Annotated in this window: 19 protein-coding genes; 10 read left to right on the plus strand and 9 right to left on the minus strand. The window is 68.0% G+C overall.

Translation table 11 applies throughout. The features are described 5' to 3' along the window. The first annotated feature begins 47 nt into the window (after nt 1–47). Nucleotides 48–836 (plus strand): SDR family oxidoreductase, encoded by a 789-nt coding sequence (locus tag ACLQ3I_RS04715; protein ID WP_425793167.1) that lies wholly within the window; start codon nt 48–50, stop codon nt 834–836. Between the two features lie 125 nt (nt 837–961). On the opposite strand, the gene ACLQ3I_RS04720 is transcribed toward ACLQ3I_RS04715, so the two are convergent. Next, nucleotides 962–2155: an acyl-CoA dehydrogenase family protein gene (locus ACLQ3I_RS04720; protein WP_425793169.1), complete on the minus strand. Its 1194-nt coding sequence runs from the start codon at nt 2153–2155 to the stop codon at nt 962–964. A 63-nt stretch (nt 2156–2218) separates the two neighbouring features. Between ACLQ3I_RS04720 and ACLQ3I_RS04725 the strand changes: the two genes are divergently transcribed. Together ACLQ3I_RS04725 and ACLQ3I_RS04730 are read left to right on the plus strand one after the other, a co-directional pair. Further along, nucleotides 2219–2551: a TfoX/Sxy family protein gene (locus tag ACLQ3I_RS04725; RefSeq protein WP_425793171.1), complete on the plus strand. Its 333-nt coding sequence runs from the start codon at nt 2219–2221 to the stop codon at nt 2549–2551. 176 nt (nt 2552–2727) lie between these two features. Next, nucleotides 2728–3654 (plus strand): type IV toxin-antitoxin system AbiEi family antitoxin domain-containing protein, encoded by a 927-nt coding sequence (locus tag ACLQ3I_RS04730; protein ID WP_425800236.1) that lies wholly within the window; start codon nt 2728–2730, stop codon nt 3652–3654. A gap of 105 nt (nt 3655–3759) precedes the next feature. Here ACLQ3I_RS04730 and leuS read toward each other — a convergent pair whose 3' ends face one another. After that, the gene (gene leuS, locus ACLQ3I_RS04735) at nt 3760–6639 is read right to left on the minus strand and encodes a leucine--tRNA ligase (RefSeq protein WP_425800237.1); all 2880 of its coding nucleotides are present in this window, start codon (nt 6637–6639) and stop codon (nt 3760–3762) included. Between the two features lie 119 nt (nt 6640–6758). On the opposite strand from leuS, the gene ACLQ3I_RS04740 reads away from it, so the two are divergent. Genes ACLQ3I_RS04740 through ACLQ3I_RS04750 form a run of 3 tightly spaced genes read left to right on the plus strand, consistent with a single transcriptional unit; the run spans nt 6759 to nt 9019 of the window. After that, nucleotides 6759–7295, plus strand: a complete 537-nt coding sequence (locus ACLQ3I_RS04740) for an SdpI family protein (protein WP_425800238.1) — start codon at nt 6759–6761, stop codon at nt 7293–7295. Nucleotides 7296–7313: 18 nt separating this feature from the next. Beyond that, nucleotides 7314–8309 (plus strand): bile acid:sodium symporter family protein, encoded by a 996-nt coding sequence (locus ACLQ3I_RS04745; protein WP_425800732.1) that lies wholly within the window; start codon nt 7314–7316, stop codon nt 8307–8309. Nucleotides 8310–8353: 44 nt separating this feature from the next. Beyond that, nucleotides 8354–9019 carry a helix-turn-helix domain-containing protein gene (locus tag ACLQ3I_RS04750; protein WP_425800239.1) on the plus strand — a complete coding sequence of 222 codons (666 nt, stop codon included), beginning with the start codon at nt 8354–8356 and terminating at the stop codon, nt 9017–9019. Nucleotides 9020–9037: 18 nt separating this feature from the next. Here the strand turns inward: ACLQ3I_RS04750 and ACLQ3I_RS04755 are convergent, their stop codons facing one another. Then, nucleotides 9038–10891 carry a CocE/NonD family hydrolase gene (locus tag ACLQ3I_RS04755; protein ID WP_425793178.1) on the minus strand — a complete coding sequence of 618 codons (1854 nt, stop codon included), beginning with the start codon at nt 10889–10891 and terminating at the stop codon, nt 9038–9040. 19 nt (nt 10892–10910) lie between these two features. Here ACLQ3I_RS04755 and ACLQ3I_RS04760 point away from each other — a divergent pair, with 19 nt between their 5' ends. Continuing rightward, entirely contained in the window at nt 10911–11093 is a 183-nt protein-coding gene (locus ACLQ3I_RS04760; RefSeq protein WP_425793180.1) for a hypothetical protein, read from the plus strand. A gap of 72 nt (nt 11094–11165) precedes the next feature. On the opposite strand, the gene ACLQ3I_RS04765 is transcribed toward ACLQ3I_RS04760, so the two are convergent. Continuing rightward, nucleotides 11166–11813 (minus strand): YqgE/AlgH family protein, encoded by a 648-nt coding sequence (locus ACLQ3I_RS04765; RefSeq protein ID WP_425793182.1) that lies wholly within the window; start codon nt 11811–11813, stop codon nt 11166–11168. 51 nt (nt 11814–11864) lie between these two features. Between ACLQ3I_RS04765 and ACLQ3I_RS04770 the strand changes: the two genes are divergently transcribed. Beyond that, the gene (locus ACLQ3I_RS04770) at nt 11865–13196 is read left to right on the plus strand and encodes an MFS transporter (protein WP_425793184.1); all 1332 of its coding nucleotides are present in this window, start codon (nt 11865–11867) and stop codon (nt 13194–13196) included. On the opposite strand, the gene ACLQ3I_RS04775 is transcribed toward ACLQ3I_RS04770, so the two are convergent. The 3 genes from ACLQ3I_RS04775 to ACLQ3I_RS04785 all read right to left on the minus strand — a co-directional run bounded on the left by ACLQ3I_RS04775 (nt 13156) and on the right by ACLQ3I_RS04785 (nt 14419). Beyond that, on the minus strand, nt 13156–13761 hold the full coding sequence (locus ACLQ3I_RS04775; RefSeq protein WP_425800240.1) for a hypothetical protein: 606 nt from the start codon (nt 13759–13761) through the stop codon (nt 13156–13158). The two genes, ACLQ3I_RS04770 and ACLQ3I_RS04775, sit on opposite strands and share 41 nt — an antisense overlap. Nucleotides 13762–13834: 73 nt before the next feature. Beyond that, nucleotides 13835–14206 (minus strand): hypothetical protein, encoded by a 372-nt coding sequence (locus tag ACLQ3I_RS04780; protein WP_425800241.1) that lies wholly within the window; start codon nt 14204–14206, stop codon nt 13835–13837. 21 nt (nt 14207–14227) lie between these two features. Beyond that, on the minus strand, nt 14228–14419 hold the full coding sequence (locus ACLQ3I_RS04785; protein WP_425800242.1) for a hypothetical protein: 192 nt from the start codon (nt 14417–14419) through the stop codon (nt 14228–14230). Nucleotides 14420–14552: 133 nt separating this feature from the next. Here ACLQ3I_RS04785 and ACLQ3I_RS04790 point away from each other — a divergent pair, with 133 nt between their 5' ends. Beyond that, nucleotides 14553–15644: an aminotransferase class V-fold PLP-dependent enzyme gene (locus ACLQ3I_RS04790; protein ID WP_425793191.1), complete on the plus strand. Its 1092-nt coding sequence runs from the start codon at nt 14553–14555 to the stop codon at nt 15642–15644. A 49-nt stretch (nt 15645–15693) separates the two neighbouring features. Here ACLQ3I_RS04790 and ACLQ3I_RS04795 read toward each other — a convergent pair whose 3' ends face one another. After that, nucleotides 15694–17235 (minus strand): glycerol-3-phosphate dehydrogenase/oxidase, encoded by a 1542-nt coding sequence (locus ACLQ3I_RS04795; protein ID WP_425800243.1) that lies wholly within the window; start codon nt 17233–17235, stop codon nt 15694–15696. A gap of 13 nt (nt 17236–17248) precedes the next feature. Then, on the minus strand, nt 17249–17851 hold the full coding sequence (locus ACLQ3I_RS04800; protein WP_425793193.1) for a TetR/AcrR family transcriptional regulator: 603 nt from the start codon (nt 17849–17851) through the stop codon (nt 17249–17251). A 20-nt stretch (nt 17852–17871) separates the two neighbouring features. On the opposite strand from ACLQ3I_RS04800, the gene ACLQ3I_RS04805 reads away from it, so the two are divergent. Next, entirely contained in the window at nt 17872–18807 is a 936-nt protein-coding gene (locus ACLQ3I_RS04805; protein ID WP_425793195.1) for a YegS/Rv2252/BmrU family lipid kinase, read from the plus strand. Nucleotides 18808–18828: the final 21 nt, after the last annotated feature.

Genomic DNA, 18828 nt, shown 5'->3' on the forward strand with positions numbered 1-18828 from the left:
CCGACGCCCCGCCGTCACCCACTCATCCCCGCCAGTAAGGAGTTCTCGTGATCCTGGATCGATTCCGCCTCGACGGAAAGGTCGCCGTCGTCACCGGCGCCGGCCGCGGTCTCGGCGCCGCCACCGCGGTCGGATTCGCGGAAGCCGGTGCCGACGTGGTGATCTCCGCTCGCACGGAAGCCGACCTGGCCGACGTCGCCGATGCCGTCGCGGCGGCCGGTCGGCGCGCCCTGGTGGTGCCCGCCGATCTGTCGACCACCGATCCCGGCGTCCTCGCCTCCGCGGCCGTCGACGAGTTCGGCCGCCTCGACATCGTCGTGAACAACGTCGGCGGCAGCTACCCGAAGCCCCTGATCGACACCAGCGTCGACGATCTCGCTCGCGCCTTCGATTTCAACGTCGCCACCGCTCACTCGCTGGTGCTGGCGGCGGTGCCGCACCTACGCCGCAGCCCCGGCGGGGGGTCGATCATCAACATCGCCTCGGCCGTCGGCCGGCTACCGGGACGCGCGTTCGTCGCGTACGGCACCGTGAAGGCCGCGCTGATCCACTACACCAAGCTGACCGCGCTCGATCTCAACCCACACATCCGGGTGAACGCGATCGCGCCGGGCTCCATCCTGACGTCGTCGCTGGAGACGGTTGCCGCCGATGACGCCCTGCGAGCCGAGATCGAGAGCCGCACGCCGCTGCGGCGATTGGGGGAACCGGCCGATATCGCCGCTGCCGCAGTCTTTCTGGCATCCGAGGCCGGAAGCTTCTTGACGGGTAAGGTGATCGAGTCGGACGGCGGCCTCATCGCGCCCAATTTCGAACTCGCCGTCGCCGACGTCTGAGGAGCCGGAACCGATGGCACACCCCCACGCCGACGACCGCGCCGCGATCGAGCAGGTCGAGTTCGCGGTGTGAGCGGTTCGATGGCTGGTTCGATGGCTGGTTCGATGGTTGAGGCGCCGAAGCGTCACTTGAGGTCGGCGCTCGACTTCCCGAGTACACGGCGCGCGATGATCAGCTGCTGAATCTGCTGGGTGCCCTCGAAGATGTCCAGGATCTTCGCGTCGCGGGCCCACTTCTCCAGCAGCATCGTCTCCGAGAAGCCCGCCGTCGCCCCGACCTCGACGGCCTTGTTGGTGATGTCGGTGACCGTGCGGCCGGCCTTGGCCTTCGACATCGACGCCTCGCTGGAGTTCGGCTCCTTGTTGTCGGCCATCCAGGCGGCACGCACCGTGTGCAACCACGATGCCTCCCAGTCGGATTCGAGGCGGATGAACTCGCACACGGAGGCATGCTGGGCGGCAGCAGGCTTGTCGTAGTCGACCGTGTGTCCGGCCTCTTCGAGCATGCGCCGCAGTTCTTCGAGCGCGGCCCGGCCGAGCCCGATGGCCATCGCGGCCACCACGGGACGCGTGTTGTCGAAGGTCTGCATGACACCGGCGAACGCCTTCCTGGTGTCCACTTCGGGTGAGCCGAGCAGGTTGCCGGCGGGGACACGGGCGTTCTCGAAGCGCAGCACCGCGGTGTCCGAAGACCGGATGCCGAGCTTGTGCTCGAGGCGGGCCACGGTGACACCCTCGGTGGTCATCGGCACGACGAAGCTCTTGATCGCGGCCCGGCCGGCGTTGCGGTCGACGGTCGCCCAGACCACGACGTGATCGGCACGAGAGCCCGCGGTGACGAAGATCTTCTCGCCGTTGATGACGTACTCGTCGCCGTCGCGGGTCGCCGTCGTCGACACGGCTGCCGAGTCGGAGCCGAAGCTCGGCTCGGTGATGGCCATTGCCGCCCACACCCCGGAGAACTTCTCGAGTTGCTCCTCGGTGGCCACGGCGGCGATTGCCGCATTGCCCAGCCCCTGGCCGGGGATCGAGAGCAGCAACCCGACATCTCCCCAGCTCATCTCTCGAGCCGAGATGAGGGCACGCATGTTCGGGCCGTTGTGAGACGGCGCGTCGGCGTCGGCGGTGTCACCGTCGGACTCCTTCTCCTTCGACCGCGCCTGCTTGGCGAGTTTGCCCAGCTCATCGAGCTCGGTGGGGTACTCGTGCTCACCCTTGTCGTACTTGCGCGAGATGGGCCGGAAAATGTGCTCCGCCGCGAGGTGGGTGCGCTCGACCGTCGGGTCAAATGTCGACGGGAGCTCCAGGTTGATCGCCATGCCGACATCTTACTCATCGGTAAGTTCTTTTCCAACCCTCCCGACGGGCTTACTCTCGACTCTGTGGCCTACGACGACGACCTCGCCTACCGGATTCGCGGGATGCTGGCCGCAGAATGCGGACTGGACGAGAAGTCGATGTTCGGCGGCCTCGCATTCCTCATCAACGGCAACATGGCCATCGCCGCGAGCGGCCAGGGCGGGCTGATGGTGCGGGTTCCACCCGAGGAGACCGAGGTGCTGCTGGAGTTCGATCACACCGCGCCCATGGTCATGTCCGGTCGCGAGACCCGCGGCTGGCTGCGCATCTCCGGCGACGGCATCCGCACCCAACGCCAACTGCAGCGCTGGGTGGCCATCGGCGCCGATTACGCCCGCAAACTCCCGCCCAAATAACCGCCCCGCCGCTCCATCCCCGCCGGTCCCGTCCGTCCGGTCCCGCCCGTCCGGTCCCGCGCTCGCAAACGCGCAGTTCGTGCGTCCCCGCGCACGTCGCGACGTGCGCGACATCTCAGCGGGTGCGCGGATGCTTCGGGGTGAAACCTGCCGAGGCCAGCGTGCGTCCTATCCCCGTGACCGTATTTCCGACCGACCGCCACGGACTCGTCCATCGCCTTACCGCGCTTGCCTCCGGGTTCACCGACACCGACCTCGTCCGGGCACAACGCTGCGGAGAACTGATCCGGGTGATCTCGGGTGTCTATGCCGTCGCCGCCGAACGCACCCCGGAACAGCTCCATCGTCTACGGGCGATCGCCGTGCTCGCCTCGACCGAACCGGACCACACACTGAGCCATCAATCAGCAGCGACGCTGCACGACCTCCCGATGCTCACACCGAATCTGCGTCGGGTCCACGTGACCACGGGCTCCCGGTCGGGCGGTCATCGCAGTACGGCGCGGCACGCCCATGTCGGCACGCTCACGCCTGCGGAGGTGGAGACCGTCGACGGAGTGCGCGTGACCTCCGTGGAGCGAACTGCCGTCGACATCGCATGCACCAGCACGATGGGTTTCGCAGGTGCGCTCGCCGTGTTCGATGCCGCGCTCCGTCGCGGGGCGGACCGGGAACTGATGTCGACCATGCTCGGCAGGCGACGACGCGGGATCACGCAAGCACGCCGAGCTCTGCTGCACGCCGACCCCGGCGCCGAGAATCCCGGCGAATCGTGGGGCCGAGCCCAGATGATCGAGGCCGGGCTGCCGGTGCCACGTCTGCAGCACGAGTTTCACGATGCAGACGGAAACCTCGTCGCCCGAACGGATTACGACTGGTCGGCACTCCTGGTCGGCGAGTTCGACGGCGACGTCAAGTATCGCAAGCACCTACGGCCCGACGAGACTCCGTTCGACGCGATGAAACGGGAGAAGGAACGCGAAGATGCGTTGCGCCGACTGGGGATCATGGTTGTCCGCTGGACCTGGAAGGATCTCGAGAAGGGGCGCGTCGTCGGCCTCATCCGCGAGTGGCTGGCCCGGTTGCAGTTGATCGCGGCCTGAGCCCCCAGAGCCAACCGCGCACCGCGCAGGTCCCCGCGCACGTCGCGACGTGCGCGGATGCGCAGCAAGTGCGCATTCACGGCCAGTGCGGTGAGATGCGGCGGCCTAGGGGACGACGTTGACCATGCGGCCGGGCACGACGATGACCTTGCGGGGCTCGCCGTCGAGCAGCGGCGCGATCTTCTCGTCGGCCAGCGCGGCGGCTCGCACGGTCGCCTCGTCGGCGTCCGCGGCAACGGTGATCCGGCTGCGCACCTTGCCCTTGACCTGGATGGGGATCTCGATCGTGTCCTCGACCAGCCACTTCTCCTCGGCCTCGGGGAACGGGCCCCGCGCCAGCAACGTCTGATGCCCGAGCCGATGCCAGAGCTCCTCGGCGACGTGCGGGGCCAGCGGAGCCAGCATGACGACCAACGGCTCCACGGCCGCGCGTGGAGCACCCGACTTCTCGAAGTTCTTGGTCAGGTGATTGGTCAGCACGGTCAGTTTCGCGACCGCGGTGTTGTTGCGCAGCTCGGCGTAGTCCTCGCGCACACCGGCGATCGTCTTGTGCAGCAGTCGCTTGGTGTCGTCGTCGAGTTCCTCGTCGGTGTAACGCACCGAGCCCGATTCCTCGTCCACCACCAGCCGCCAGATCCGCTGCAGGAACCGCTGCGACCCGACCACATCCTTGGTGGCCCACGGCCGGGACTGGTCCAGCGGCCCCATGAACATCTCGTAGACCCGCAGCGTGTCCGCGCCGTAGTCACGGCAGATGTCATCGGGCGCAACGGAGTTCTTGAGGGACTTGCCCATCTTGCCGTATTCCTGGGTGACCGGCTCGCCGTTGTAGAAGTACCCACCGTCGCGTTCGGTGACCTCGTCGGCAGGCACGTAGATGCCCCGCGCGTCGGTGTACGCATACGCCTGGATCATGCCCTGGTTGAACAGCTTTCGATACGGCTCGCGGCTCGTCACGTAGCCGAGATCGAAGAGCACCTTGTGCCAGAACCGCGAATACAGCAGATGCAGCACCGCATGCTCCACACCGCCGATGTACAGGTCGAGCCCGCCCGGATCGTCGGAGCCGTGCTCAGCCGGCCGCGGCCCCATCCAATAGGCCTCGTTCTCCTTGGCGCAGAACGTGTCCTCGTTGGTGGGGTCGATGTAGCGCAACTGATACCAGGAACTGCCCGCCCACTGCGGCATCACGTTCGCGTCGCGGGTGTAGGTCTTGACACCGTCACCCAGATCGAGGTCGACGGTCATCCAGTCGGTGGCCTTGGCCAGCGGCGGCGACGGCTCACTGTGCTCGTCGTCGGGGTCGAACGACACCGGCGCGTAATCGTCGACCTCCGGGAGCTCCACGGGCAGCATCGATTCGGGCAGTGCATGCGCGTTGCCGTCCTCGTCGTAGACGATCGGGAAGGGCTCGCCCCAGTAGCGCTGTCGGGCGAACAGCCAGTCGCGGAGCTTGTACTGGATGGTGCCCCGGCCGGTCCCCTGCTCCTCCAACCATTCGACGATCCTGGCCTTCGCTTCGTCGATCTGCAGGCCGTCGAGGAAGCCGGAGTTCACCGCGGGACCGTCCCCGGTGAAGGCGTCGGTCCCGATACCCTGGTCGGAGCCGATGACCTCACTGATCGGCAGGCCGAACACCGTCGCGAACTCGTAGTCGCGGGTGTCGTGCGCGGGCACCGCCATGATGGCTCCGGTGCCGTAGCCCATCAGCACATAGTCGGCGATGAACACCGGGATCTGTTCGCCGTTCACCGGATTCGTCGCGAAGGCGCCGGTGAACACACCGGTCTTCTCCTTGTTCTCCTGGCGCTCGAGATCCGACTTGGCCCCGATCGCCGTCCGGTAGGCCTTGATCGCCTCCGTCGGATCGACCGCGCCACCGGTCCAGCGCTCGTCGGTGCCGGTCGGCCAGGCTTCGGCGGTCAGCGTGTCGACCAGGTCGTGCTCGGGTGCGAGCACCATATAGGTGGCGCCGAACAGCGTGTCGGGCCGGGTGGTGAAGACCTCGACGGCGTGGTCGCCGGCCGCAAACGTCACCTGCGCGCCCCGGGACCGGCCGATCCAGTTGCGCTGCATGGTCTTGACCTTGTCCGGCCAGTCGAGCAGGTCCAGGTCGTCGAGCAGACGATCCGAGTACGCGGTGATGCGCATCATCCACTGCCGCAGGTGCTTGCGGAACACCGGGAAGTTGCCGCGATCGCTGCGGCCGTCGGCGGTGACCTCTTCGTTGGCGAGCACCGTACCCAGTCCGGGGCACCAGTTGACCAGCGAATCACTCTCGTAGACAAGGCGGTACGAGTCGATCAGGGTGTTTCGCTCCGTCGGGGTCAGCGCCGACCACTGCCGGCCGCCCCCGACTTCGCGCATGCCCGAATCGAATTCGTCGACCAGCTCGGCGATTCGACGCGCCCTGCGCTGGTCGGTGTCGTACCAGGCGTTGTAGATCTGGAGGAAGATCCACTGCGTCCAGCGATAGAACTCGACGTCGGTCGTGGCGACGCGGCGGCGCTCGTCATGTCCCAGACCCAACCGGCGGATCTGGCCCAGATAGCGCTCGATGTTGGCTTCGGTGGTGGTCCGCGGGTGCGTGCCGGTCTGGACCGCGTACTGCTCGGCCGGCAGCCCAAAGGCGTCGAAGCCCATCGTGTGCAGCACGTTCTTGCCGGTCATCCGCTGGTACCGCGCGAACACGTCGCTGGCGATGAAGCCCAAGGGGTGGCCGACGTGCAGCCCCGAACCTGATGGGTACGGGAACATGTCCTGGATGAAGACCTTCGCCTCGGCGTCCGCTCCGGTTCCGCCGAACGCCGCCAGATCCCCGGCGAGCGGTCCCACCGGATTGGGGGCCTCGTACGCGTGCTGGTCCGCCCAGTTTCGCTGCCACCGCGCCTCGATCTCTCCGGCGAGCTCCGCCGTGTACCGATGGCCGGGCAGGCCGGCGTCCGGGGCGGTCGACGCGGTGCGGGCAGAATCAGCTGAAGTCACCCGACCAGCGTAAATCCTCGGTTCGGCGATGTTGTCGACGGGGAGTGGTCTCGACTGTCGCCGACACGACGCCCGGTGCGTGACAACGGTCGATTCGGTCTGCTACGACGGTCGGTCGTATGGTGGTCGATGTGATCGTCCTGTCTGTCGTCGCTGCTGTGGTCGTCTTCGCGCTGGCCGCGATGTGGCTCGTGGTCGGCGGGCTGGGTATCGCCGGTCGTCTCCCCCGCAATCGCTGGCTGGGTGTCCGTAGCGACGAGTCCATGCGGTCCGACGAGGCATTTCAGGTGGCCAACCGAGTGGCCGCGCCCGGTTTGTTCGCCGCCACCGGCATCCTCGTGCTGAGCGGGATCGTCACTCTCGGCATCGGCGGGTACTGGTCGCTCGCCTTCGCGGTCGTCGGAGTGGTCGCCGCGCTGTTCGTGGTCGGCCTGGTCAGTGCCTACGGGGTCCGCGCCGCTGCCGCGGTACCTGCCGACGACGACGGTTGCTCGTGCTGTTCCGGACACGATCATGACGGTCCGGCTGCCGATATTGTTCACACCTCAGCCGACAGCACTGCCGACGAGACTGCTGCCGCAGCCGCTTGCGGTACCTCGAGCTGCGGGGCGTGCAGCCTCCGCGCCGTCTGCTCCAACGAGTCCGCCCAGGCCTGAGAGCCGGTGTCGTCTCCCCTGGCGGTCGTCCGTGGGCTGCTGAACCGCTCCCCGGTCGACGGCTTCGTCCTGGCCATCCTCGGCACGGTGCTGCTGGCGGCGTTCCTACCCGCGCGAGGCGCCGCCGCCGACGTCCTCGACTGGGTCGTCGTCGCTGCGATCGCACTGCTGTTCTTCCTCTACGGCACACGTCTGCATCCGCGCGAAGCCATCGAGGGCCTCAAACACTGGCGGCTGCACCTGACCATCCTGGCGTTCACCTTTGTGGTGTTCCCGCTCGTGGGCCTGGTCCTCCGCCCGCTGGTCGAGCCGATCGTCGGTGCGGATCTCGCCACCGGCCTGCTGTTCCTGTGTCTCGTGCCCTCCACCGTGCAGTCGTCGATAGCGTTCACGTCGATCGCCCGCGGGAACGTACCTGGCGCGATCGTGAGCGCGTCGGCGTCCAACATTCTCGGTGTCGCGTTGACGCCGCTGCTGGTCGTCGCGCTGATGACCACCCAGAACGGCGTACAGATCGACGCGACGTCGGTGTTCAAGATCCTCGGCCAGATCCTTGTCCCGTTCATCCTCGGGCAGCTCGCCCGCCCGTGGGTCGGCGCCTTCTTCTCCCGGCACGCTCGGGCCACCAAGCTCGTCGACCGAGGTTCGATCGTGCTGGTCGTCTACTCCGCATTCAGCGAGGGCGTCCGCGAGGGCATCTGGTCGATGGTCGACGCGGCGCAGGTGGTCGCGGTGGCCGCGATCGCGGTGGTGCTGGTCACGGTGATGCTGGTGGTGACCCGATGGGTTCCGCGGCGCCTCGGATTCGACCGGGCCGACGTCATCGCCATCCAGTTCTGCGGTACCAAGAAGAGTCTCGCCACCGGACTTCCGATGGCGACGGTGCTGTTCGCCGGCCCGACCGTCGGCCTGATAGTGCTTCCGTTGATGATCTTCCATCAGATCCAGCTCATCCTGTGTTCCTGGCTGGCGACGCGGTACAGCCGAGAGTCAAAAGCGGTCGCCGCGCCCTGAGCGCTTGTCCACTGTCAGGAAACAATGTTCGCTAGACTGCCGACATGACAGCCGACGTTTCGAAGACCGTCCGCGACACCGACGATCCCGCGCCCGTCCAGCGTGAGGTCGTCGGGGACCCGCCCACCGGCGGCGACCTCGAAGCGGCTATCGCCCACCAGGTCCGTCTCCTCCGGCGCAACGCAGGCATGTCGGTGGCCGACATGGCAGCCAAGGTCGGCATCTCCAAAGCGATGCTCTCGAAGATCGAGAACGCCCAGACCTCGTGCAGCCTGACCACTCTCGCGCGCCTCGCCGCAGGCCTCGACGTCCCGGTCACCTCGCTGTTCCGCGGCGCCGACGTGGAGCGGGAGGCCGTCTACACCGAGTCGGGAAAGGGCGCGGTGATCGTCGGTCGGGGTACCCGCGTCGGCCACCACTACGCGCTCCTCGGCGCGCTGCGCGGTCAGCACAAGCGCCTCGAGCCCGTCCTGGTCACGCTTGCCGACGACAGCGAGGTGTTTCCCCCCTTTCAACACCCGGGCACCGAACTCCTCTACATGCTCGAGGGAGTGATGGTCTACGGGCACGGAAACGCCGAGTACACCCTGCGACCGGGCGACTGTCTGTTGCTCGACGGCGAGGGCATCCACGGCCCGCACGATCTGGTGCGACTGCCCATCCGGTTCCTCGCGGTGACCGCATATCCGGACAACCACGAGGCGGAGTGACCAGGCGCGGCGGCCGCGCTACGAGATCGGCGTCGACAGCGGGAGGTTCACGAAGCTCGGCCGCTGCGGGTCGAGTTGGATGTGCTGCGGCTTCAGTTGTGACTCGTTCAGCAAGGGGCGCAAGGGAAGTCCGCGCGGCACGTTCATTGCGAATACGTCGACGCGCAAGCGATGGCCCGGCTTGATCAGCGCCTCGGTCGGCAGCAGCCCGATGTCGACGCCCACCGGCGTTCCCGGGGTCACCCGCTGCCGCGAGGCCAGGGTCAGATTGTAGAACGGATCGATCACGTCGCCATTCGGCGCGAACTGCGACCGTGACCGATCGTAACCTCGCAACGACGCCATCACCTGCCCGGAACTGATCACCTTTGACGTCCCGTCCGGCGCAACATCGTTGAGCGTCGCCGTCCAGTAACCGTCGGTCGCATCCATGACCGTGTTGAGGTGCAGGTTGGTGTAGCCGGACACGCTGCGTGTGGTCCGCATCGGCGAGGTGGTGAAGGTGAGCGCGTTGCGTTCCGGGATCCGGGCATCCTTGGCGCAGAACGGGAACAGGGCGAGCGCACCGGCCGTCTGCTGTGCGGAGTCCCGCGAGCAGAGTGTGAGGAGTCCGGGTGAGACGGTCATCCGGCCACGCGTCGCCGGGGTGGCGGTGGTGAGGCTCCCGTCCCGCACCGCGTAGGGCGCGGTTCCGCTGCGCCGGTCACCGAGGTAGAGGCGTTGTCGCGACATCCCGGCCCGCGGGAACTGCTGGGCCGAGATCCACGGATCCCCGACCTGCTTGAGGTTCACCGGCCCATAGGAGTCGACCTTGTTGTCGATTCCCTTGAGCCACTTGTCGAACCACGCCTTCTGCAGCACGTCCAGGCGCGGGGGCGTCCCGCCACGGCCCTGCTGTCCACCGCCGATCGTCAGGTGATAACCGTCGCCCATTATGAGCTGCTTCTGCCCGGGCGGCAACGGGATCTTGTTGTACATCCGCACTTCACTGTTGGTGAAGAGGTCGAACCAGCCACCGTAGATGAGGGTGGGGGTGGTGATCCGTTCGGCGTTGTCCTGCCACGTCTTTCGGGGTTCGGAATTGTCGGTGAGCAGCTCGTCGAGCTCCGGCGGGACCGACTTGACGTCGGGGGTCACCAGCGCCGCCAACAGCTGCGGATAGAACGTGAGCGGGTCGGCGATCCGGTCGGCCAACCATTTCCAGTCGAAGGTGCCATTGAGCATCGACGCCACGTTCGGCACGAGCTTGGTGGTGTTGACCAGCGTGAGCCACATCGGCAGAAAACCGACCCCGAGCGCCCCGCCGGGCGCGACGATGTCGCGGATCAGGTCACCGCCCGGCTCCACCGGGAAGATCGCCTTGAGCGCCTCCGGGTTCTTGTTGGCGGCCTGGATCTGGTTGATCGCCGAATACGAGACCCCGGACATGCCGACCCTGCCGTTCGACCAGCGTTGCCGGGCCGCCCAGTCGATCACCTCCGTCGTGTCGGCCTGTTCCCGGCCCTGGAAGACATCCCACTTCCCCTGCGAGAAGCCGGTGCCGCGGACGTCCACGACCACCTGGGTGTACCCACTGCGCACCAGGTCGAGGTCGACCATGAAGGTCTTCGCGCCGCCGTCTCGGAGGGTGTTGGTGAGCTGCGAGATGTCGGCGATGTCGCGGATCGGCGTGGCCACCTGGTTGACGGCCGTCACGAGCTGCCTCAGGAGCGGTTCGAGAACCGGATGCTGGGTCACCGCGGCGCCCACCGCGGTGATCAGCTTGGTGTACGGCGTCATGTTGACGATCACCGGATTGCGTTTCGTGGTCGCGCGGCCGGCGCCGTTGGCGGGTCGATAGACGTTGGCGCGCAGTATGGTTCCGTCGCTCATCCGAATCGGGACGTCCCAGGTGACCGCGACCCCCGCATACGGCTGCCTGCCGTCGTGGGACGCGGCCCAACCGGCCGCCGCCGCGCCACCGGTCGGCGTCGACGGCGCCGCGCCCGCCGTCGCCGGAACCGCCAACATCGCCACGAGGATCCCGAAGATCCCGCTGATCATCCCCACCCGCACGCCATCGACCCCCGTCTGACTGGACCAAGCGTCCAAAACCTAGCAGAGACGGTGTGCCACGTCACCCACTATCGCGGATGTGCGGATCGACTCAGTTACGTGTCACGTCGATCGGATGCGAGGCGAGCAGCGGCATCGGCCACGGTTGCCGGCGGAGAACGTCGGCCCACAGATCAGCGGTCGGCGGCACGAGCAGATCCGTGGCCAGCGCCGACGCCAGCATCCAACTGTTCTGTTCGAGCTCGCCGTCGAGCTGGCCGATGCCCCAGCCCGAGTAGCCCGCGAACACCCGGACACCGACGAGGACCTCGGACAACACCTCCGGGTCACCGTCGAGATCGACGAGGGCGACCCGACCGTTCAATGGCCGGATGGCCTCGTACCCGCTGATGTCCGCGCCGAGTTTCACCACCCCGAGGCACAGGGCTGCGTCCTGCTTGACGGGGCCGCCGATGAACAACGCCCGGGGCGACGCCGAGAGATCCGACCACTGCGGCAGCAAGTTGTGCACGGCGGTCTGGCTCGTCCGGTTCAGGACCACACCGAGACTGCCGGCGTCGTTGTGCTCCATGACGTAGATGACCGTTCGGGCGAACGTCGGTTCCAGGAGATCCGTCGATGCGAGGAGCAGGGTCCCTGGCCGGACCCGTCCGGCCGACGATATGTCGCGCGCGGCGTCCGGTGCGCCCTCCGAGTAGAACTCGGGGGTCGGTTCCTCTGAATCGTCGCCGCCGGCCACCCACACATCATCGCATGGCAGCGCCGTTCAGGTCGGTAGTCTGGATCAGTGATGTCAGGCTTGCAGCATGCCACCCCCGGTGTACGAGGGTTCGTTCGCTCGCTCGCGCATTCACCCGGACTCGGGCGCCTCCTCGCGGTCCGCCTGACCAGCCAGATCACCGACGGCGTCTTCCAGGCCGCGCTCTTCGGTGCCATCCTGTTCAACCCCGAGCGGCACGCCGATCCCCTCGCCATCGCAGGCGGCCTGGCCGTGTTGCTGCTCCCGTACTCCGTGATCGGTCCGTTTGCCGGGGCCCTCCTCGACCATTGGGACCGACGCCACGTCCTGATGTATGCCAACGTGATTCGGGCCGCCATGATCGGGCTCGTCGCAGTTGCGATCGCCGTCGGCGCGACAGACACCGTCGTGCTGATCGGCGCCCTGGCGGTGACCGGGGCGAGCAGGTTCGTGGCCTCCGGTCTGTCCGCCGGGCTGCCGCACGTGGCACACCGCGACGTCATCGTCGCGACCAATGCTCTGTTCACGACCCTGGGAGCAGGCATGCTCGCCGTCGGTGCGGGCATCGCCGCGGTGTTGCGTGCATTGTTCGGCCCGGACAATTCCGGCAGCGCCCTGACCACCCTCGGCGGTGTGGTGATCGCCCTGATCGCCGGGGCACTGGCCCACGGCTTCACGCGACTCCAACTGGGTCCCGACGAACCCGACGATCCGGGGCGGTCGGCACTGCACGCGGTGACCGTCGGGTTGCTGCACGGCGCCCGGGCGGTCGCCGGGTCACGCACGGTGTCGGCCGCGCTGTCTGCGATAGGCGCCCATCGCCTCGTCTTCGGCATGAACACCCTGATGCTTCTGGTGATCAGCAAGCACGCCGGTGCCGGCGACGGGCTCGCCGGCGTGAGCCTGGTCGCCGGGTTCACCGCGGGCGGCGCCCTGCTCGCCGCCTTGGTCACGCCTTACTCGGTGGACCGGATCGGCCGGAAGACGACGTTGATCGTCGCGTTGCTCGTCGGTGCCGCGGCCGAGGCCTCCCTGGTGACCTTCAACCCCGTGGTCCTCTGTATCTCCGCGTTCGTGCTGGGCCTGATCGGACAGGTCGCCAAACTCTGCGGTGACGTCGCCATGCAGGTGGACATCGGCGACGCGGTGCGCGGACAGGTGTTCTCCGTTCAGGACGCCGTCTTCAACATCGCCTACGTCGGTGCGGTCACCCTGGCGGCCGTCGCGATCCCCGACGACGGCAAGTCGGTGGCACTCGTGGTCTTCGGAACCGTGCTCTACGTGATCGGCTCGCTCGTGGTCCGCGTCGTCCACACCCCGTACCACCCACGCCACGAGGCGCTCAGCGGCGGTCGAATCGAGGCGAACGGGAGTCACAACTGACGTCGGCCACGCCGTCACCGTCGTCGTCGATCAGCACGTGATCGAATCGCCCATCGGCGTCGTCGTCGACATAGAGCCGATGCGCCACCGGTATCCCGGCCCGGCGATCGCCGGTCATCTCGATGTCGGCGGTGCCGTCGCCGTCGAGATCCTCTGACCGCACCACCACGGCACCGGAATCCGTGCCGGCGGGAGCGGGACGCGGCACCGGGGCATCGACCCGGCCCGGGGCCGGTGGCAGCTGCGGCAGATCGGATCCGTCCGCCGGTTCACCGACCGACGGATCCGGGGTTCGCTCAGCCCACCGTTCAGCCCACACCCCGGCACCGTTGTCCCGGTAGTGCTCGTCGGGGCGACCGTCGTCGTCGGCGTCGATCGCGGCGACATCGGCGGTACCGTCCCCGTCGATGTCCCACATCGCATCGTCACGGCGACCGTCGCCGTCGAAATCCAGGCGGACCGCATCGGGGGTGCCGTCGCCGTCGAGGTCGACGTCGGCGACCGACACCCACGACGTGGTGTGACCGTCGCCGGTTCCGAAGAGGTAGTCGATGACGGGGTCCATATCGTTTGGACGCAGTGCGGACCGGTCGGGTTCCGGACGAGGGGCCGTCCGCAGCGACCACGGTCTGCTCGGGTCAGGAAACGTCGAGAGCGGCGGCCAGCTCCGAACGCACCTGGGCGACCTTGTTGACGACGAACAGCGCACAGCCGGTATCCGTGTCGACGCGGAGGCGGTCGCGCAGGCCGCCACCGAAGGTGTCTCCACCCTTCGGTTCGACGGAGACACGCACCACCTGCTCCACCATCGCGGCCCATTGTCGTCCACCGGTGAGGGCATCAAGGCGGTGCGGCAGGAACACAATACGGTCCGAGGTCACGAACAATCGACCGCCGACGGCCCGTCGCCGACTCTGTGTGTGGTTGCTCGCGTATTTCAGCAGGATTCGTTCGTCCGGGAGGGCCTCGACGGACGCCAGCCATCCGCCCCCGATCTTTGCATTCACCACCGCGCCATCGTGCTCAATCGATCAGGCGTTGTCCACCGATCGCGGAACCGGATCCACGGTTCTCCTCGGTCCGATGATCACCCCGATGAGGGCCACCCGTCCCTGCTCTATGGCCGGCGGGTTTGCGGTCGGGCATTGATTCTCCTTGCGCGCCTTGATGAGCCCCGGCAGGATCCGGTGCCCGCAGGCACCCCCATGGCCAAGTGAGGTCACGCCGTGCCACCTGCCGAATCGCGGATGTGCGCCCGGCTGACGTGCACCGCGTCCGATCGCACGATCAGCCCGTTTCCGGACTCATCCGACCCGACCATCGTTTCGTCGGCGCAAACCGGTAGGTTCAGGGTCTATGTACGTGAGCGAACTGGGTGAACAATGGCGGCGTGCTCGCCTCCGCCCGGAGATCGTCCACCTCGACTCGGCGGCCGCCGGTCGGTCGTCGAACGCGGTGATCGGCGCCATCTCCGCCCATCTCTGGCGTGAGACCGAACGCGGCTCCTACATCGCCGCCGCCGATCGTGACGACGAGATCACCCGTGACAAGCGCGATCTCGCATCCCTGATCGGGCACACCGCCGACGAACTGGCCTTTCGCGAGAGCGCACGGGCAGCCCTGCGCGCGCTGCTGACCTATTGGAACCTGCCGATCTCCACCACCGTGTGGGTGGCGAAGAACGAGTTCGGTCCCAACCTCGTCGAGTTCGAACGCCGCGGCTACGCGGTGCGACCGCTGCCGGACGCCGATGTCGCGGGGCACGTCGACACCGATGCGCTGGAGAACATGCTGCAGTTCGAGCAGCCCGACTTCATCCACATCTGTCAGATCGGCTCGGCGTCGGGTGTCGTACAGCCGGTCACCCGTATCGTCGAGATCGCCCACGCGGCCGGCGTACCGGTGGTGGTGGACATGGCCCAGTCGGCCGGACACGTTCCGACCGTGACCGGGGCCGATGTGGTGTACGGGACGAGCCGCAAGTGGCTGACCGGACCACGCGGCGTGGGTTTCGTCGCGGTCCGGAAGGACTCCCTGCGGTCCGTCGAGGTGGAGAGTTCGGAAGCGTTCGTCGCCGGCCGCCTCGGCCTCGGCGTCGCGGTGTCGGAGATGCTGACCATCGGGCAGCAGCGCGTGTTCCGGGAACTGGCGGCGATCGGTCGCACCACCCGCGAGCGCCTCGACGGCATCGCCAGCTGGGAGGTCCTCGAACCGATCGACGAACCCTCCGCCATCACCACCCTCGCACCGCCCCCCGGCTGGGGACCGTCCGACGTCGCGGCCGCGCGCGACAAACTGCTCGGGCTGGGCATCCTGGTCACCTGCGCGGACTCGTGGCGCGCGCCACTGGCGACCGAGCAATCTGTGCTGCGGGTGAGCCCGCACCTCGACGTCGAGCGGGAGGATCTCGATCGCCTCGCCGACGCGTTGCGGACGATGGGTTACTGACCGCGCTCGCCGCGGCGCACCCCGGTTGACGAGATCAGGACGGTGCTCCTCAGCAGGGTGAACTCAGCGCGGCATCGACGATCTCGGTGACCGCACCCCGGGCCAGCTCGGCATCGGCCGCGACCAGGCCGATCCGGGTGCGCCGATCCAGGACGTCGTCGACCGTGATCGCACCTTCGTGGGTGACCGCGAACTCCACCTCTGCCCGGGTCACGTCGAGCTCGCCGGCAATCGGGTCGAGGGGGCGGGCCAGTCGCGCCGCAGACACCACCTTCGTTGCCTCCGAACCGAATCGGCGGATCATCGATGGCGGCAGATCGCTGTGATCGGGAACCCCGGCCGCACCGACCAACGGGGTGGTCGCCGTCACGCAGGCGCCCGCGGTGAGCCCCCCGGCATCGATCGCCGCGTCGACGGCGTCCTGTGCCATCCGGCGGTACGTGGTCAGCTTTCCGCCGATCACACCGACCAGGGTGCCGTCGGTCACCTGGACCCGGTGGCGGCGCGAGACATCGGCGAGATCGGCTGTGCTGCGGCCGGTTCCGTGTCCGGTGTCGATGAGCGGACGCAGTCCGGCGAAGGTACCGAGGACATCGGAGCGGGAGACCGGTTGCTCCAGAGCGACATTCACGGAGTCGATCAAGAAGTCGATCTCGTCGTCGGACGGCTCGGGGACGTCGGGGATCGGACCGGGCGCATCGACGTCGGTGAGCCCCACGTAGACGCGACCGAGCTGCTCCGGCAGGGCGAACACGAACCGCGAGACCGACCCCGCGACGGGGACCGTCAGCGCGCCGGTCGGGTGTCCGAACGTCGCCGCATCGAAGACCAGGTGGGTGCCCCGGCTCGGCCGCACCCGGACCGACGGATCCACCGTCCCCGCCCAGACGCCGGTGGCGTTGACCACCGTGCGCGCGGCCACGTCGAAGCTCTCGCCGGTGCGGGTATCCGTCAGTCGCGCACCGGTTCCGGTGACATCGTCCGCCCGGGTGTAGGTGCACACGGTGACGCCGAAGGTGGCCGCGGTCCGTGCGATCGCGATCACCAGTCGCGCGTCGTCGACGAGCTGCCCGTCGGCGCTGGAGGCGGCGCCGCGCAGATTCTGCCTCGTGACCGCCGGGCACAGCGCGATGGTCTCCGCGGCGGTCAGTCTGGCGGGGGCCGGCAGGATGTCGGTCGGTGTACCGGCAACCCTCCGCAGCAGATCGCCTGCGCGGAACCCGGACCGGATCAGGGCGGCCGAGCCCTTTGACCCGATGTCCGGAACCACCTGTCGTAGTGGGCGGATCAGGTGCGGGGCGATCGCGGTCATGAGGTGGTGGCGCTCGACCGCGGACTCCCGCGCGATCGGGAGGTGGCCACCGGCCAGGTAGCGCAGGCCACCGTGCACGAGTTTGCTGCTCCACCGCGACGTACCGAAGGCCAGGTCGTTGGCCTCCACCAGCGCCACCCGCAGGCCACGGGTGGCGGCGTCGAGGGCCACCCCGACGCCGGTGATCCCGCCCCCGATCACGAGCAGATCGAGCGGCTCGGTCGACTCGGCAAGCGCCGTCAGCCCGTCGCGGCGACGATCGGCGTTCAGCACGGCCATCAGATCGTCCGCATCAGGTTGCCGCCGGCAGGTCGTCGGGCGGGCGGAGGTACGACGAGAGCGCGTGGTGGAGTTCACGGCTCCACTCGTCGCCGAGGATTGATTCGACCAGGGCCCTCGACTGGATGGACGACTGGGTGATCAGCAGGACCATCGCCGCCATCTTGTCGGGGTCGCCGTCGCGGACCTGCCCGTGCGACTGCCCGTTGGCGATCGCATCGGACAGGATCGCGAGCACGCCCTGCTGACTCGTCCCGAGCCGGTCGAAGACATAGGGCATCATGAACTCGCGTTGTTCGCGCCACAGCGCCGCGACCAGTTCGTCGTCGCGGAGCGCCGCGACCACCCGTACGACCACGTCGACCGTGGCGTCGAAGTCGGCCGTGCGCAGCGGCGTGACGTCGTTGACGGCGGCGACGACTCCGAGCACCTCACGGGTCAGCAGGGAACGGATGATCTCGGACATGTCGGGCCAGCGCCGGTAGACCGTGGGCCTGCTGACCCCGGCCTCGCGCGCGACCTCGGCAACGGTCACCTTGCGGCCGTTGTTGCGCACCAGGCATCGGCGGGCGGCGTCGAGGACCTGGTCCCCGATGTCCTCTTTACAGATTGACATGATATGTAACACTGTAACCCATGGGTTCCACATCCCACGGCCGTCGGGTTCGTCACACGACGGTCCTGGCCAATCCGCACTCGCGACACGGCGCAGGCCGTGCGATAGCCGACCGTGCGGTCCGCGAGTTCGAGGCCCGGGGAATCGACGTGGAACTGATCATCGGGCGCGACGCGCAGGACGCCGTCGAGCGGGCGGCCAAGGCCGCCCGCGGCGACACCGACGCGATCGCCGTGGTGGGCGGTGACGGCAGCGTCCGGCTCGCGCTCGAGGCCACCGTCGACACCGGCACGCCGGTCGGCGTGATCCCCGCCGGCACCGGCAACGACGTGGCTCGCAACCTCGACGTCCCGCTCGACGACGTCGCCGCCGCGGTCGAGGTGATCGCGCTCGGACACACCCGCACGGTGGATCTCGGGCGGGTGACCTTTCCCGACGGTCGGTCGTCACTGTTCGCCACCGTCGCCGCGACGGGGTTCGACGCGTCGGTGACCGCGCGCGCCATCGGGATGACCTGGCCGAGGGGCCAGGCCCGCTACACCATCGCCGCGTTGCTCGAACTCATCGGTCTGCGCTCACGGCACTATCACGTCCGCGTCGACGAGACGGAGCTCGACGACGACATGGTCTTCGCGTCCGTCGGCAACACCACCTCGTACGGCGGGGGAATGCAGATCACGCCCGCTGCGTCGATGGTCGACGGATCCCTCGACGTCACGCTGGCCGTCCGTCCCTCGCGGTTTGCACGACTGACGGTCGCCAAGGTCTTCCCCACGGTCTTCTCCGGGCAGCACGTGAATCACCAGATGGTCCGCACCCTCCGTGGCCGCGAGATCGAATTCTATTGCGACCCACCGGCTCTGGTGTCGATCGATGGTGACCTCGTCGGCGAGTTGCCGGCGACGTTCGAGGTGGTCCCGAACGCCGCGGTCATCTTCGCGCCGCCGCCACGATGAGCTGATCCCGCTCAGGGTGCA

Source organism: Gordonia sp. DT101 (assembly GCF_049844895.1).
In the GTDB taxonomy this organism is placed as follows: Bacteria; Actinomycetota; Actinomycetes; order Mycobacteriales; family Mycobacteriaceae; genus Gordonia.

What these genes read in the sequence shown, in the direction of transcription:
- ACLQ3I_RS04720 (WP_425793169.1), bottom strand. Translation starts at nt 2,155, where the DNA reads ATGGCGATCAACCTGGAGCTCCCGTCGACATTTGACCCGACGGTCGAG.
- ACLQ3I_RS04740 (WP_425800238.1), top strand. Translation starts at nt 6,759, where the DNA reads ATGGTGGTCGATGTGATCGTCCTGTCTGTCGTCGCTGCTGTGGTCGTC.
- ACLQ3I_RS04750 (WP_425800239.1), top strand. Translation starts at nt 8,354, where the DNA reads ATGACAGCCGACGTTTCGAAGACCGTCCGCGACACCGACGATCCCGCG.
- ACLQ3I_RS04755 (WP_425793178.1), bottom strand. Translation starts at nt 10,891, where the DNA reads ATGAGCGACGGAACCATACTGCGCGCCAACGTCTATCGACCCGCCAAC.
- ACLQ3I_RS04770 (WP_425793184.1), top strand. Translation starts at nt 11,865, where the DNA reads ATGTCAGGCTTGCAGCATGCCACCCCCGGTGTACGAGGGTTCGTTCGC.
- ACLQ3I_RS04775 (WP_425800240.1), bottom strand. Translation starts at nt 13,761, where the DNA reads ATGGACCCCGTCATCGACTACCTCTTCGGAACCGGCGACGGTCACACC.
- ACLQ3I_RS04790 (WP_425793191.1), top strand. Translation starts at nt 14,553, where the DNA reads ATGTACGTGAGCGAACTGGGTGAACAATGGCGGCGTGCTCGCCTCCGC.
- ACLQ3I_RS04795 (WP_425800243.1), bottom strand. Translation starts at nt 17,235, where the DNA reads ATGGCCGTGCTGAACGCCGATCGTCGCCGCGACGGGCTGACGGCGCTT.
- ACLQ3I_RS04800 (WP_425793193.1), bottom strand. Translation starts at nt 17,851, where the DNA reads ATGTCAATCTGTAAAGAGGACATCGGGGACCAGGTCCTCGACGCCGCC.
- ACLQ3I_RS04805 (WP_425793195.1), top strand. Translation starts at nt 17,872, where the DNA reads ATGGGTTCCACATCCCACGGCCGTCGGGTTCGTCACACGACGGTCCTG.